General features: G+C 70.3%; 11 protein-coding genes and 1 tRNA gene. 7 read left to right on the top strand and 5 right to left on the bottom strand.

Annotated features, from left to right (window positions below; all coding sequences use genetic code 11):
- The first annotated feature begins 76 nt into the window (after positions 1 to 76).
- Together ACXAFN_RS08115 and ACXAFN_RS08110 are read left to right on the top strand one after the other, a co-directional pair.
- Positions 77 to 1315, top strand: coding sequence for a benzoate/H(+) symporter BenE family transporter (locus ACXAFN_RS08115; protein WP_474987788.1), 1239 nt, complete (start codon positions 77 to 79; stop codon positions 1313 to 1315).
- Positions 1222 to 2655, top strand: coding sequence for a benzoate/H(+) symporter BenE family transporter (locus tag ACXAFN_RS08110; RefSeq protein ID WP_474989092.1), 1434 nt, complete (start codon positions 1222 to 1224; stop codon positions 2653 to 2655). The genes ACXAFN_RS08115 and ACXAFN_RS08110 overlap by 94 nt, the downstream gene beginning before the upstream one ends.
- A 33-nt stretch (positions 2656 to 2688) precedes the next feature.
- On the opposite strand, the gene ACXAFN_RS08105 is transcribed toward ACXAFN_RS08110, so the two are convergent.
- Positions 2689 to 3597, bottom strand: a complete 909-nt coding sequence (locus ACXAFN_RS08105; RefSeq protein WP_474987787.1) for a LysR family transcriptional regulator — start codon at positions 3595 to 3597, stop codon at positions 2689 to 2691.
- 217 nt (positions 3598 to 3814) lie between these two features.
- Between ACXAFN_RS08105 and salA the strand changes: the two genes are divergently transcribed.
- The 4 genes from salA (at position 3815) to ACXAFN_RS08085 (ending at position 6959) form a co-directional block, all read left to right on the top strand.
- Positions 3815 to 5140: a salicylate 1-monooxygenase gene (gene salA, locus ACXAFN_RS08100; RefSeq protein ID WP_474987785.1), complete on the top strand. Its 1326-nt coding sequence runs from the start codon at positions 3815 to 3817 to the stop codon at positions 5138 to 5140.
- Positions 5141 to 5290: 150 nt separating this feature from the next.
- Entirely contained in the window at positions 5291 to 5419 is a 129-nt protein-coding gene (locus tag ACXAFN_RS08095) for a hypothetical protein (protein WP_474987783.1), read from the top strand.
- 208 nt (positions 5420 to 5627) lie between these two features.
- The gene (locus ACXAFN_RS08090) at positions 5628 to 6839 is read left to right on the top strand and encodes an N-acetylmuramoyl-L-alanine amidase (protein ID WP_474987782.1); all 1212 of its coding nucleotides are present in this window, start codon (positions 5628 to 5630) and stop codon (positions 6837 to 6839) included.
- 44 nt (positions 6840 to 6883) lie between these two features.
- Positions 6884 to 6959: transfer RNA gene (locus tag ACXAFN_RS08085), tRNA-Thr, on the top strand.
- Positions 6960 to 7018: 59 nt separating this feature from the next.
- Here the strand turns inward: ACXAFN_RS08085 and ACXAFN_RS08080 are convergent.
- Complete coding sequence (locus ACXAFN_RS08080; RefSeq protein WP_474987781.1) at positions 7019 to 8338, bottom strand: glycine cleavage T C-terminal barrel domain-containing protein; 1320 nt, start codon at positions 8336 to 8338, stop codon at positions 7019 to 7021.
- A 245-nt stretch (positions 8339 to 8583) separates the two neighbouring features.
- Positions 8584 to 9408 (bottom strand): acyl-CoA thioesterase, encoded by an 825-nt coding sequence (locus tag ACXAFN_RS08075; protein WP_474987779.1) that lies wholly within the window; start codon positions 9406 to 9408, stop codon positions 8584 to 8586.
- Between the two features lie 90 nt (positions 9409 to 9498).
- Here ACXAFN_RS08075 and tadA point away from each other — a divergent pair, with 90 nt between their 5' ends.
- On the top strand, positions 9499 to 9972 hold the full coding sequence (gene tadA / locus ACXAFN_RS08070) for a tRNA adenosine(34) deaminase TadA (RefSeq protein ID WP_474989090.1): 474 nt from the start codon (positions 9499 to 9501) through the stop codon (positions 9970 to 9972).
- Between the two features lie 18 nt (positions 9973 to 9990).
- Here the strand turns inward: tadA and ACXAFN_RS08065 are convergent, their stop codons facing one another.
- A complete protein-coding gene (locus ACXAFN_RS08065; RefSeq protein ID WP_474987777.1) occupies positions 9991 to 11988 on the bottom strand; it encodes a GGDEF domain-containing protein in 1998 nt (665 codons plus the stop codon).
- A 9-nt stretch (positions 11989 to 11997) separates the two neighbouring features.
- Entirely contained in the window at positions 11998 to 13458 is a 1461-nt protein-coding gene (mltF, locus tag ACXAFN_RS08060; protein ID WP_474987775.1) for a membrane-bound lytic murein transglycosylase MltF, read from the bottom strand.
- Between the last annotated feature and the right edge of the window lie 154 nt (positions 13459 to 13612).

The following is a 13612-nucleotide window of genomic DNA, read 5'->3' as shown; positions in this document are numbered from 1 at the left end:
CAACCCCGAACGCCGCCCATGCGGGACGGCGCCGGGACGCCCCTGAGGCCAATGACAACAACATCTGGAGTACAGCATGAAACACATCGAGAGGGGGGTCAGCCTGCGCCGCGCGCCGGCTGACTTCATCCGCGACCTCAACGTCGACAACGTCAGTGCGGGCGTGGTGGCCGGCATCTTCGGCATCAGCGCCAGCGTGATCCATGTGGGGGCCGGCACCGCCGCGGGGCTGGATCCCCAGTTCATCATGATCTGGGTCATCAGCTACCTGCTGATCAACGGCCTGTTCGGGCTGTTCATGCCGGCCTACTACCGGCTACCGCTGCCGATGGCCAACTCCATTCCCGGGGCGCTGCTGTTCGCCTCGATCATTCCCGTGGTCGGCGTGGAGGCGGCCCTCGGCGCGTCCCTGATCGCCGGGGCCATCTCGCTGGTGGCCGGGCTCGCCGGGGTCATGGGTATCGTCATGAAGCTGATCCCCATGCCGATCGTCATGGGCATGGTCGGCGGCATCCTGCTCAAGTTCGGCCTCAACATGGTCGCGCCGCTGGAAAACGCCATCCTGCCGGCGGCCATCATGATCCTGGCCTTCTTCCTGTCGGCCCGCTTCCTGCGCCGGGTGCCGCCGCTGATCGTGTCCATGCTGGCCGGCATCGTTTACATGGCCTACGCCGGCATCGACTTTTCCGGCGTCGAGTTTTCGGTGAACTTCCCCGGATGGATCGTCCCCGAATTCACCCTGGAGGCCTTCCTGGCCTATGGCCTGCCGCTGGCGCTGATCCTGATCGGCATGGAGACCCCCGCCGGCGTGGGGCTGGTCAAGGGCATGGGCTACAAGCAGGTGCCGGCCAACGCCATCACCGCCGTGGGCGGCTTCGGCACCATGATCTCGGCCTTCTTCAACCTGCACAGCACCTGCATCGCCGCGCCGATGACCGGTATCTGCTCGTCCCCCGAGGCCGGCAAGCTGGACAAGCGCTGGGTGGCGGCGGTGATCGCCGGGGCCATCTTCGTGGTGGCGGCGCCCTTCTATGGCTTCGTCATCAGCTTGATCGAGGCCATGCCGTCCTACTTCGTCGCCATCGTCGCCGGTCTGGCCCTGCTGAAGGTGATCACCTCGGCGATGCACATGGCCTTCTCCGGCAAGCATGAGATGGGCGGGCTGTTCTCCTTCCTGATCGCCGCCTCCGGGCTGCAGATCCTGGGCATCGGTTCTTCCTTCTGGGCCCTGGTGCTGGGGGTGCTCATCTCGCTGCTCTTCGAGACCAAGGATTTCGAGTTCATTCGCCGGGTCGCCCACGAGCCCAGCGCCTGACGACGGGCCTTCGCGCGCCAGGCGCCGCCCGGGTTATCCTCCGTTGGCTCGTCGCTGCCCGTCAGCGCGGGCCTTTTTTCTTTTCGCGGTGTCGCCGGCCCGGCGCCACCGCATCCCTTGCCAAGGAACTCGCCATGCGACGCTTCAAGGACTGGTCGATCCCCGCCGTCACCGCCGGCTTCGTGGCGGTGCTGGTCTCCTATGCCGGCCCGCTGGCCATCTTCTTCCAGGCCGCCCAGAGCGCCGAGATCTCGCCGGCGATGATGACCTCATGGGTCTGGGCGATCTCCATGGGGGCCGCCGTGTCCGGCATCGGCCTCAGCCTGTGGCTCAAGGTGCCGGTGGTCACCGCCTGGTCGGCGCCGGGCACGGCGCTGCTGGTGACGCTGTTTCCCGAGCTGTCGCTCGGCGAGGCGGTGGGCGCCTACCTCACCGCGGCGGCGGTGATCCTGGTGATCGGCGTGACCGGCTCCTTCGATCGCATCATCCAGCTGATCCCGCCGGGCATCGCCAGCGCCATGATGGCGGGCATCCTGTTCCAGTTCGGGGTCGGTGTCTTCGAGTCGCTGGCCACGGTGCCGGCGCTGATGATCGGCATGCTGCTGGCCTACCTGGTGTTCAAGCGCCTGACGCCGCGCTACTGCCTGGTGTGGCTGCTGGTCGTCGGCGTCGGCCTGGCGGTGGTCCTGGAAGACGCGAGCCTCGAGGGCGTGACCCTGCAGCTGGCCTCGCCGACCTTCATCGCGCCCGAGTGGACCTGGCAGGGCACGCTCGGCCTGGCCATCCCGCTGGTGCTGGTCAGCCTCACCGGGCAGTTCCTGCCGGGCATGGCGATCCTGCGCACCTCCGGCTACAACACGCCGGCCCGGCCGATCGTCACCGTGGCCAGCCTGACCTCGCTGGCCACCGCCTGCTTCGGCGGCATCACCACGGTGATCGCGGCGATCACCGCGGCGATCTGCACCGGCGAGGAGGCCCACCCGGACCGCGACAAGCGCTACGTGGCGGGGATCGCCAACGGCCTCTTCTACCTGATCGGCGGCACCTTCGCCGGCACCATCGTGCTGCTGTTCACCTCGCTGCCCGGCGAATTCGTCGCGGTGCTGGCGGGCCTGGCGCTGATCGGCGCCATCGCCAGCAACGTCAGCGCCTTCGCCGCTCGCAAGGAGCACCTCGAGGCCTCGGTGATCACCTTCCTGGCCACCGCCTCGGGGGTCAGCTTCCTGGGCCTCGGCTCGGCCTTCTGGGGGGTGGTGGTCGGCGCCATCGCCTACAACCTCCTGCATCGCCGCTTCGCCGGCAAGGACGAGGGGGAGCGAGCGTCCGACGGCGCTCGCTGAGCGCCCAGGGAACCGTGCCTGGCCGCCGGATCCTCATCCCTCCGCGAACATCTCGTGGATCAGCCGCCGTAGCCAGCGGTTGCCGGCGTCCTGGTGGAAGCGCCGGTGCCAGAACAGGTTGATCGGCACCTCGGGCAGCGCCACCGGGTGCGGCATGGCGTGCAGGTCGAAGCGGGGCGCGGTGGCCTCGGCCAGCTTGTCGGTGACGGTCACCACCAGGTCGGTGCCGCTGACGATGTAGGGCACGGCCACGAAATGCGGCAGCCGCAGCCGCACCGGCCGGGCGATGCCGGCCCTGGCCAGCAACTCCTCGACGCGGCCGTGCCCGGTGCCCTTGGCCTCCACCACCAGGTGGCGGGCCGCGGCGAAGTCTTCCAGGGAACATCCCTCCCGCGCCAGGGGATGGTCCGCTCGCATCAGGCAGACGTAGCGCTGCACGAACAGCCGCTGCTGGTAGAAGCCGGCCCCCAGCTGCGGGATCAACCCCACCGCCAGGTCGACGTGTCCTTCCTCCATGTCATGCCCCAGTTCGCCGAGATCGCTGCGCAGGGTGGCGAGCGTGACCTGGGGCGCCAGCTCGGCCAGCCGCGACATCAGCCGGGGCAGGAAATAGAGCTCGCCGATATCGCTCATGGCCACATGAAAGGTGCGCCGGCTGGTGGCCGGGTCGAAGTCGTGGCTGAGGTTGAGCGCCTCCTGCAGGCCGGTCAGGGCCCGGGCGATCGGCTCGTGGATGCGCGTGGCATAGGGCGTGGGCATCAGGCCCCGCGAGGTGCGCTCGAAGAGCGGGTCGCCCAGCAGTCCGCGCAGCCGCTTGAGGGCATGGCTGATCGCCGGTTGAGTCAGGCCGAGCTGTTCGGCGACCCGCCGGGTGTTGCGGTACCGGTAGAGCAGGTCGAACACCACCAGCAGATTGGTATCGATCTCCGAAAGCTTGCGCATGATGGACGCGTCTCCGTCGATGCCGGGAGGCGCCGCCTTGCCCGGCGTCGAGGAGCCTAGACAAAGGTCGTGATCGCCCCCGGGAGGCAGCGGTAAGGCATTGGTCTCTCTAGATATTAATGTCGTTTATTGTCGATATGAAAGTGGTTGCGTTGTGGTTGATATCGGTGGGGCCTAGCGTGAAGCCACGTCTTCCATCCCGACAGGAGCCACCGTCATGCAGGCCCATTCGACCCCTTCGACACCCCGTGACCCACGTCTTCGCATCGCCATCGTCGGCGGCGGCATCGGGGGCGTGGCCCTCGCCGTGGCCCTCTCGCGACAGCCGCACCTCGAGGTTCACCTGTTCGAGGCCGCCGAGCGGTTCTCGGAGATCGGCGCCGGGGTCTCCTTCGGACCCAATGCGCTACGAGCCATCTCGCTGCTCGGCCTGGAGGCGGCCTACCGGCGCATCGCCGATGCCTCGCCGCCCCCCTTCGAGGACGTCTGGTTCGAGTGGCGCCGCGGCCGAGACGCGGGCTACCTGGCCGCCTCGCTGGCGCCGGGCGTCGGTCAGTCCTCGGTTCATCGCGCCGACTTCCTGGAGGCCATCGTGGCCCACCTGCCCGATGGCATTGCGCACTTCGGCAAGCGCTGCCGCGAGGTGTGCCAGGACGCCCGGGGCGTCAGCGTGCGCTTCGAGGATGGCAGCGAGTTTCGCGGCGATATCCTGATCGGCTATGACGGCATCAAGTCGGCGGTGCGCGAGCACGTGCTGCCGGTGGCGGACTACGGCGAGCTCGGGCCGCGCTGGAGCGGCACCCAGGCCTATCGCGGCCTGGTGCCCGTCGAGCGCCTGCGCCAGGCGATGGTCGAGGCGGGCGGTGAGGAACGGCTGGCCGTGGTGCCGCAGATGTACCTGGGGCCCGATCGACACATCCTGACCTTCCCGGTGAAGCAGGGGGCGCTGATCAACGTGGTGGCCTTCGTCACCGACCGCTCCAGCCCCGAGCCGCGGCTGTCGGAGGGGGCGCCCTGGGTCGTCGAGGTCGACCGGCAGGCGATGCTCGACGACTTTCCCGGCTGGGGGGCCGCGTCCCGGGCGATCCTGGGCTGCATCGATCGTCCGACCCGCTGGGCCCTGCACGAGCTGCCCGAGCTGCCGCGCTACGCCCGCGGTCGGGTGCTGATCGTCGGCGATGCCGCCCACGCCATGCTGCCCCACCAGGGCGCCGGCCAGGCGCTGGAGGACGCCTATGTGCTGGCCGGCCTGCTGGGCGACCCGGCCTGTGCCCGCGATGACGCGGCGCGCGTGCTGGCGGTCTTCGAGGCGGTGCGGCATGGGCGTGCCTGTCGCGTGCAGGCCACGTCCCGGCAGGCGGGAGAGCTCTACGAGTATGCCGCCGCCGGCATCGGCGCCGACGAGACGCGCCTCGCCGCCGAGCTGGAGCGGCGCTTCGACTGGCTCTGGAATCACGATCCGCGCGATGACGTGGCGGCGGCGCGGCGTCGACTGGGCTGGTCCGTGGTGATGGCCGATGCGGCGGCGGTACCATCGGCCTGACCGGCGGGCGTCAAGAGGGCGAAGATGGGCGGTAGATGAGAGGCGTTGAGGAGCGGGCGTGGCGAGGGGGTAGAGCCAAGCCGTTAGACCAAGGTCGTTAGACTAAGGTATAATCCCTTTCGCATTCACCGCTGCAAGGGTCCGACCACCATGACAACGCACACCGCCCGTCCGTCCCTGGCCAAGCGCTTCGGCAAGGCCGCCTACCGCGTGCTGGAAGTGATGACCGAGAACGCCTACCGCAACTTCCAGGCCCGCATGGCCTACGCCTACATCTGAGGCATTTGGCCTGACCGACGCCCGAACCCGGCGGACCGCGGCCTCGCGGACGCCGGGTGTCGGCGCACCCTCTCGCGATACGCTGGCGTACTCCCCTCCGTGTCGCGGAGATTTCCCCCTGAGGCGGCCTCCCGCTCAAGCCTCTGCCGTGCCGGCCGATAACCCTCCGACTCGCCAGGGAAGCCGGCCGTGAGGGGACGCCCGCCTGATGATCGACCATGATGCCCAAGATGGCCGCCGACGCGGCGCGCGCCTGCTCGCCTGCCTGTCGAGCGCGCTGCTGCTATGGAGCCTGGCGGCGTTCGCCGGCGAGGTGCGCGACCTACGCCTGCGCAGCGAGGGCACCACGACCCGGGTGGTGCTGGACCTCTCCGAGGCCATGCCTCGCGAGGTCTTCACGCTTCGCGGGCCGGATCGCCTGGTCATCGACCTCGCCCGGGGGCGGCTGGCCGGCGAGCTGGCGGATGCGCCGCTGGCCGGCAGCCCGATCACCGGCATTCGCACCGGCGCCCGCGGTGAGGGCACCCGGGTGGTGCTCGACCTGAGCGGCCCGGTCGAGGTCGAGAGCCACGATCTGCCCCCGGCGGGCCTGCAGGGCCATCGCCTGGTGCTGGACCTGCAAGCGCCCCGGGGGCCCGCGGCCACGACACCGGCCGAGCCCGCGCCGTCGTCGCCTGCGCTGCCGGTCACCCATGGCCGCGACATCGTGATCGCCGTGGATGCCGGCCATGGCGGCAAGGATCCGGGCGCCGTGGGCCCGAGCGGCACCCACGAGAAGGACGTGGTGCTCGAGTTGGCGCGCCGACTGGCGGGACGCCTCGACGACACCCCGGGGTTCCGGGCGGTGCTGACCCGGGATCGCGATGTCTACGTGGGACTGCGCCGCCGCACCGCCATCGCCCGCGAGCAGCGGGTCGATTTCTTCGTCTCGATCCATGCCGACGCCGTGGACCGGCCGGGGCCCCACGGCAGCTCGGTCTATGCGCTGTCGACGAGCGGCGCCAGCTCGGAGTCCGCCCGCTGGCTGGCCAACAGCGAGAATCGCGCGGTGATCGCCGACGACGAGGCCTTCATCGCCCTGGCCGAGCAGGACATGGCCACCCGCAGTGCGCTACTCGACCTGTCGATGAACGCCACCCTCAACCAGTCGCTGGCCGCCGGCGGGCGCATCCTCGAGCGGCTGGGGCGCATCAACGCCCTGCACAAGCCGCGGGTCGAGCAGGCCGCCTTCGTGGTGCTCAAGTCGCCGGACATCCCGTCGCTGCTGGTCGAGACCGGCTTCATCTCCAATCCCGGGGAGGAGCGCCGGCTGCGCAGCGAATCCCATCAGCGGGCACTGGTGACGGCGATCGTCGAGGGGCTTCGTGCGCATTTCCGCGCCGAGCCACCGGAGGGCACCCTGCTGGCCGGCCCCTCCTGAAGCCCTTGGCAGCCCGGCTTGCCGGGCCTTATGATGCTCGGCACGCCGGTGTAGCTCAGCTGGTAGAGCAACGCACTCGTAATGCGTAGGTCGGTGGTTCGAGTCCACTCACCGGCACCACATAATAAGAAAACCGCCACCCGACCGGGTGGCGGTTTTTTGGTCGTGAGCCAGGAGCTTCAGTAGGCGTAGTCGCGGCCGGCGGCGCGGGCGCGCTCGCGGGAGCTGGGGTTCACCGAGGCGCGGAAGGGCATCTCGCAGACCACGGCATCGACCGGCTGGCCGGGAATGTCGAGGAACTCGTCGGGCAGCCAGGCCACCAGCACGGTGCCGACCACCGCCGCGGCCACCGGCACGTAGGCCATGGCGATGTTGGTGCCGAGCTCCGGCGAGTACCAGGGCGAGGTGATCCAGCCGCAGGGCGCGCTCTCGGCGTCGGACCCGACCAGCCAGAAGTCCGGGGCATAGTCCTCGATGGGGCGGCCGCCGATCTTGAGCCCCACCAGCTGGTGGGAGAAGGGCGGGGTGCCCTGCTGGACCAGCTCGCGGGTGCGCTCCAGGGCAGCGCGGCCGATGTAGTCCGCCTCCTTGGCCTTGGGCACCATGTGGCCGAGGTTGCACTGGAAGGGGTTGGTCTCGTGGTCCAGGTCCTGGCCATAGGAGAGGATGCCGGCGGCGATGCGCCGGTGATGGGCCGGGGCGATCACCTTGAGGCCGTATGCCTCGCCCTTGGCGAGGATGGCGTGCCAGACGGTCTCGGCATGCAGGGTGGAGTCGAAGGCGTAGACCTCATAGCCCTTCTCGCCGGAGAAACCGGTCTGGGAGATCAGCACCTCGACGCCCTCGATGGTGCCCGCCATCAGCCCGTAGTAGGGCACCTCGCGCACCGCCTCGCCGACCAGGTCGGCGATCAGGTCCTCGGACTTGGGCCCCTGCACCTGCAACGGGCTGACGTCGATCTCGTCGATGCTCACGTCGTAGCGCAGCCCGTGGTTGATGCCCTTGAACCAGTAGGCCAGGTCGGAATCGCTGATCGTGAACCAGAACTCGTCCTCGGCCACGCGCAGCATCACCGGGTCGTTGAGCACGTGGCCCTGCTCATCGCACAGCACCACGTAGCGCCCCATCATCGGCGGCACCCGGGTCACGTCACGGGTGCAGACGTAGTTGCAGAAGGCTTCGGCGTCGGGGCCCTTGACGCGGATCGGCCGCTCCACGGCGACGTTCCACAGCGTCACGTCGTTGACCAGGGCGCGATACTCCTCCATGGCCCCGCCGTCCTCGGGGCGCACGTAGGCGCGGGGGTGGTACATGCGGTTGTAGACGGTGGCCTTCCAGCAGCCCGCCTCCACCGAGAGGTGCCAGTAGGGTGACTTGCGCACGCGGTTGGAGATCAAGAGCTGGATGCCCGGGTCGCCGCTCTGGCGCAGGTTGACCGGCACCAGGCGATCGCCCTGATCGATGGAGTCCTGGAAGTTCACGTTGGCTGGATGGGACATGGCTCGGCACTCCTCGCCCGTTCGTTGCCAGAGGGACAGCGAGGGGCGAGCGGCGACCCTGTCGGGACCGTCGTCGAGGCACCCTCGATCCTGACCCGCGCCGCGATGGTCGCCCGCGGCGGGCCATCGCTGTCTTCAAGGTAGGCGGGGCACCGCGGGCGGACGTTCCGGCGGCGACGCCGGGATTCCCGGCGACGACATGGGATGGGCGACCACAGAGAAACGGGCGGCGGCGGCCGTGACGGCTATTCCGCCGTGGCCGCGTCGCGCAGCCGGGTCAGCCCCTCCTGGACGCTGGAAGCCACCAGGTGCCCGTCGCGGTCGTAGATGCTGCCGCGGGTGAAGGCCCGGGCGCCGCCGGCCCAGGGGCTGTCCATGTCGTAGAGCAGCCAGTCGTTGACGCGCACGTCGCGATGGAACCACAGGGCGTGGTCGAGGCTGGCGATCTGCAGCCCGGGATCGCCGAAGCGGATACGGTGGGGGACCAGGCCGGTGGTCAGCAGGTTGAAGTCGGAACTGTAGGCGAGCAGGTAGCGATGCAGGGCGGGATCCTCGGGCAGCTCCCCGGCCAGGCGGAACCACAGCCGCTTGCGGGCCGGCTGGCCGGGCTCGGCCTCATCCTGCACGTGGCGGAATTCGATGGGATGGCCGGGGAAGCGCAGGCTCAGGTCGGCCTCGTCGAGGGCCTCCGGCGGCGTCACCCCGGGCATGCGCGGCTGGTGGCCGGGGCCGTGATCCTCGCCGTGGAAGGAGGCGCTGCAGAAGAAGATCGGCCGTCCCTTCTGGATGGCGGTGACGCGGCGGGTGGTGAAGCTGCGGCCGTCGCGCACCGCATCGACCTGATAGACCACCGGGCGGCTGGCATCCCCGGGGCGCAGGAAATAGCCGTGCAGCGAGTGGACGCGGCGTGCGGCGTCCACGGTATGGGTGGCGGCCGAGAGCGCCTGGCCGAGCACCTGGCCACCGAACAGCTGGGGCAGGCCAAGGTCCTGGCTGCGGCCGCGGAACAGGTTCTCCTCCAGCGGTTCCAGGGCCAGCAGGTCCACCAGGGCGTTCAGGGCATCGCTCATTCCGGGTATCCTCCAGGGGGCCTGGCGTGGGACCACGCCAGGAAGTCATACGCATGTTTCATGATCATCAGTCTACGGGAGTCGGCGGCGATGCGCAGCGACGAGTTCTACATGCACCGTGCCCTTGACCAGGCGCGCCTGGCCGGGGAGGCCGGCGAGGTGCCGGTGGGCGCAGTGGTGGTGGACGCCGCCGGCGAGATCGTCGGGGCGGGCTACAACGCCCCGGTGGCCGGCCACGACCCCAGCGCCCACGCCGAGATTCGCGCCCTGCGCGACGCCGGGGCGCGCCTCGGCAACTACCGCCTCGACGGCTGCACCCTCTTCGTGACCCTGGAACCCTGCCTGATGTGCACCGGGGCGATCATCCATGCGCGCCTGGCCCGGGTGGTCTATGGCGCCGCCGAGCCGCGTACCGGCATGGTGGAGTCCCGCGCCAACCTCTTCGCCCAGCCCTGGTACAACCATCGGGTGGCGGTGGAGGGCGGCGTGCTGGCCACCCGGGTCGCGAAGCTGCTCAAGGCCTTCTTCGCCGAGCGTCGCCCGGGGCCCACCGACGGCGATTGACCCCGGCGCCGGGCGCGGTCAGCGGGGCGTGCCCCCGGAGGGCCAGGTGGCGGGCTCGGGGCGCGAGGGCGCCCGCTCGACCCGGTCGCGCCCGCGGGACTTGGCGCGGTACAGGGCGTCGTCGGCGTCCTGGAGCAGTTCGTCGGCGTCCAGCGGTCCCGCCGCCAGGGTGGCGGCCCCGACGCTGAGCGTCAGCGGGGCGCCATTCCGGTGGCGCAGCCCGGATTCGGCCAGGGCGGCCCGCAGTCGTGCGGCCACCGCCTCGGCGCCGTCGGCATCCCGGTCGGGCAGGCAGGCGACGAACTCCTCGCCGCCGAAGCGGGCGAAGACGCCGCCCTCGGCCTCGATCACGTCCCGGCCCAGTCGCCCCAGCTCGGCGAGATACCGATCCCCGGTCAGGTGGCCGAGGCGGTCGTTGATCAGCTTGAAGTGATCGACGTCGCACAGCAGCACGCTCAGCGGGCGGGTCCCGGCATGCTCCTTCAGTACCTGCATGAAGCGTCGGCGGTTGGGCAGGCGGGTGAGGTCGTCGTGATCGGCGAGCCACTCGATCTCCCGCTGCAGCCGGGTACGGCTGCGCACCTCGCGGCGTAGCTCGCGATTGGAGCGGCGTACCTGGCGATGCTGCAGCAGCATGCGATGGCGGGCGAACAGCGTCAGGTAGAGCAGGTAGGCCAGTGTCAGCCCCGCCGCGAGGGTGATGCCCGGCAACCGTGAGCGGCGGGCGAGCAGGGTGTCGCGTGATGGGCGGGTGACCAGCGTCAGCGGCAGGCCGCTCAGCTCCAGGGAGGTGGCATGGCGCCAGGGACCCTGGCGTTCGGCGGGCCCCTGGTGGGCGAGCAGGCGCTCGCCGTCGAGCAGCGACAGGGCGGTATCCCGGGAGGTCTCGCGGTGGAACAGGGCGTCGGCCATGTCCTGCAGGCCGACCACCACGCCCACGGCGCCGGTGATCCGGCCATCGTCTTCCCGAATCACCGGCAGGTAGTGGATGAGGCCGGGCTGGCCCTGCAGCAGGCCGACGATGCCGGTGCGGCCGATGCGCCCGTCCTGAAGTGCCTGGCCGAGGGCCGTCTGTCCCTCCGGCTGGGCATCGAACAGGCGAGTGCCGAGCAGGTCGGTGTTGAGCTGGGAGGCCGGATGCACGCGCAGGATGCGGCTGTCCGGATCGATGAAGGCGATGTTCAGGAAATAGCGGAAATCATGGTGATACAGCTCGGCCTGGCGTGCCCACTGGGTGACCGTGGGGGGGCTGTCACGCCAGCGCCAGGAGGCCGCGAAACGTTCCATGGCGGTCAGGTGCGCGCCGATCTCGGCCGACAGCCGGTCGGCCTGGCGCTGGCCCTGGGTCACGATCTCGGCGCGCAGCCGGTGTTCATCGACCTCCCGCTGGTGGTGCCAGAGCGTCACCGTCAGCACGGCCAGCAGCAGCGAGGGCCACAGGGCTCGCTGGACGCTGCCTCGGGTGGCGCGCCAGCCGCCGAGGATATCGAGCGACTGGGCGATCAGCAGGCAGGCCTGGGCGATGAACACCGGGCCGCCGGCGGCGAGCGGCAACAGCTCGTGGTCGTGGGCCCGCTCCAGCCCCTGGCCCAGCAGCGCCAGGGTGGCGACGCCCAGCAGCAGCGGCGCGCCGAGATTGGCGCGGGTGCGGGCCAGCAGCACCAGGCCGAGCAGCGTCAGGCACACCAGCACCAGCAGCGGCGGCCGCCAGTCGCCGACGTGGCTGCCCGGTACCAGCCGGTCGGCCCAATGGTTCCAGCTGGCATGGGCCACCCAGTGTTCGGGCAGCAGGTAGCTGACCAGGCTCAGGGCCAGCCAGCCCAGGGCCGGCCACAGCAGCAGCCGCGAGGCGCGCAGCCGACGGACGTGCCAGGCCAGCTGGCTGGCGCCCAGCAGGCCGACCAGGGCGGCACTCGCCAGCTGGCCTGGCGGGGGGGCATCGGTCGCCAGCAGCCCGAACAGCACCGCCAGCGGCGCGGCGGCGGCCAGGGGCAGGGCGGTGAGGCGATGCCTCATGTCCCGGCCTCAGCCGCTCGGCGGCACCCGATCGAAGAGGTCATCCCCTGTGGGCGGCTGGCGGGCGCTGAGCTGGTGGAACTGCTGTCGGCTGCGGTCCACATAGTCGAGGATCTCGTAGTAGCGGCGGATGTTTCGGACATAGATCACCGGCTCGCCGCCCCGGGCATAGCCGTAGCGGGTCTTGCTGTGCCATTCGCGCTCTTGCAGCAGCGGCAGGGCCTCGCGCACGTCGCGCCAGGCGTCGGGGTTGCCGCCGCGCATCTCGACGATGCGGCGGGCGTCATACAGATGGCCGAGGCCGACGTTGTAGGCGGCCAGGGCCATGAACAGGCGGTCCTCCCCGGTTATCGACGCCGGCAGCCGGGTCTTTAGCTCGCGCAGGTAGCGGGCGCCGCCGTCGATGCTCTGGGCCGGGTCCAGCCGGTCGTCGACCTGGAGGTCGGCGGCGGTGGCGTTGGTCAGCATCATCATGCCGCGCACCCCGGTGGGCGAGGTGGCCGTGGGCCGCCAGTGGGATTCCTGGTAGCCCACCGCCGCCAGCAGCTTCCAGTCGAAGCCGCTGGCGCGGGCCGCGGCCCGGAACAGGGCAGCGTACTTCGGCAGCCGCTCGTGGACGTGGCCGATGAAGGTGCGGGCGCCGACATATTCCAGGTAGTCGTCGCGGCCCAGGTAGCGGGTCTCGAGGCGGGCCAACAGGCCGCTGCCCTGCAATTCGTCGAGGAAGCGGTTGGCCTCGCGCAGCAGCCCCAGCCCTTGGCCGACCGGGAAGGCCCAGGCCAGCGACAGCGGCCGGCCCAGCCGGAAGCCGTCCTCGACCTCGGGGAAGAACAGCCGGTTGAGGCGGAACTGGTGCTCGTAGACCACGGCGGCATCCAGCCCGCCGTCGGCCACGCGGCCGAGCAGCGCCGAGACCTCGATGTCGTCGGACTCCTGCCAGCCGAGCCAGGGGTGCTCGGCCTGCAGCTCGCGCATCACGCGGTCGGTGCCGGTGTCGGCGAGGGTGCCGATCGTGAGGCCCTGGAGATCGTCGAGCTCGCTGGGCGGCGGCAGCCCGCGGCGATAGACCAGCAGCGGCTGCAGCGGCATGATCGGCCGGCTGTACATCAGGCCCTCCCGGCCGGGCTCCAGGGGCAGGGCGGCGGCGCCCAGGTCGCCCTCGAGGCGCACAGCCGCGAGCACTTCGGCGATGTTGTGGTCGGCGTTGAGGTTGAGACTGACGCCGAGATGGTCGGCGAAGCGACGCATCAGCTCGTATTCGAAGCCGGTCGGACCCTGGCGGCCCTCGTAGTAGGTCGTGGGCGTGTTGCGGGTATGGATGCTCAGGAAGTCGCGCGCCAGCACGTCTTCGAGCAGCGGCCCGGGCGTGCGATCCGGTCGGTCGGTGAACAGCCACAGCCCCAGCGTCGCGCCAAGGGTCGCGTAGCCCCGCCGCCGGCGACGGAGATGGTCGAGCAGGGATGCCAGCATAGTGATGTCGGGATGCGATGGGAGTTGTCACCTTACCCAGCCCCTCGACGGCTGTCATCCACGCCGATTTCTCGCGGCCGGCGCTTTCCAGTATCATGTGCGCTCGTTGCCGCCGGCCGCGGCCCCCGTCTTTACTGCATTCTGCTAGTTTCAG

The organism is Halomonas sp. ABH4_019, assembly GCF_056159885.1.
Note: the sequence above shows the minus strand (reverse complement) of the source record. Positions and strands in the feature narration are given on the sequence as shown.

Excerpts from the sequence above, each read along its gene's own strand:
- ACXAFN_RS08115 (WP_474987788.1), top strand. The coding sequence starts at position 77 with ATGAAACACATCGAGAGGGGGGTCAGCCTGCGCCGCGCGCCGGCTGAC.
- ACXAFN_RS08105 (WP_474987787.1), bottom strand. The coding sequence starts at position 3,597 with ATGCGCAAGCTTTCGGAGATCGATACCAATCTGCTGGTGGTGTTCGAC.
- salA (WP_474987785.1), top strand. The coding sequence starts at position 3,815 with ATGCAGGCCCATTCGACCCCTTCGACACCCCGTGACCCACGTCTTCGC.
- ACXAFN_RS08095 (WP_474987783.1), top strand. The coding sequence starts at position 5,291 with ATGACAACGCACACCGCCCGTCCGTCCCTGGCCAAGCGCTTCGGCAAG.
- ACXAFN_RS08090 (WP_474987782.1), top strand. The coding sequence starts at position 5,628 with ATGATCGACCATGATGCCCAAGATGGCCGCCGACGCGGCGCGCGCCTG.
- ACXAFN_RS08080 (WP_474987781.1), bottom strand. The coding sequence starts at position 8,338 with ATGTCCCATCCAGCCAACGTGAACTTCCAGGACTCCATCGATCAGGGC.
- ACXAFN_RS08075 (WP_474987779.1), bottom strand. The coding sequence starts at position 9,408 with ATGAGCGATGCCCTGAACGCCCTGGTGGACCTGCTGGCCCTGGAACCG.
- tadA (WP_474989090.1), top strand. The coding sequence starts at position 9,499 with ATGCGCAGCGACGAGTTCTACATGCACCGTGCCCTTGACCAGGCGCGC.
- ACXAFN_RS08065 (WP_474987777.1), bottom strand. The coding sequence starts at position 11,988 with ATGAGGCATCGCCTCACCGCCCTGCCCCTGGCCGCCGCCGCGCCGCTG.
- mltF (WP_474987775.1), bottom strand. The coding sequence starts at position 13,458 with ATGCTGGCATCCCTGCTCGACCATCTCCGTCGCCGGCGGCGGGGCTAC.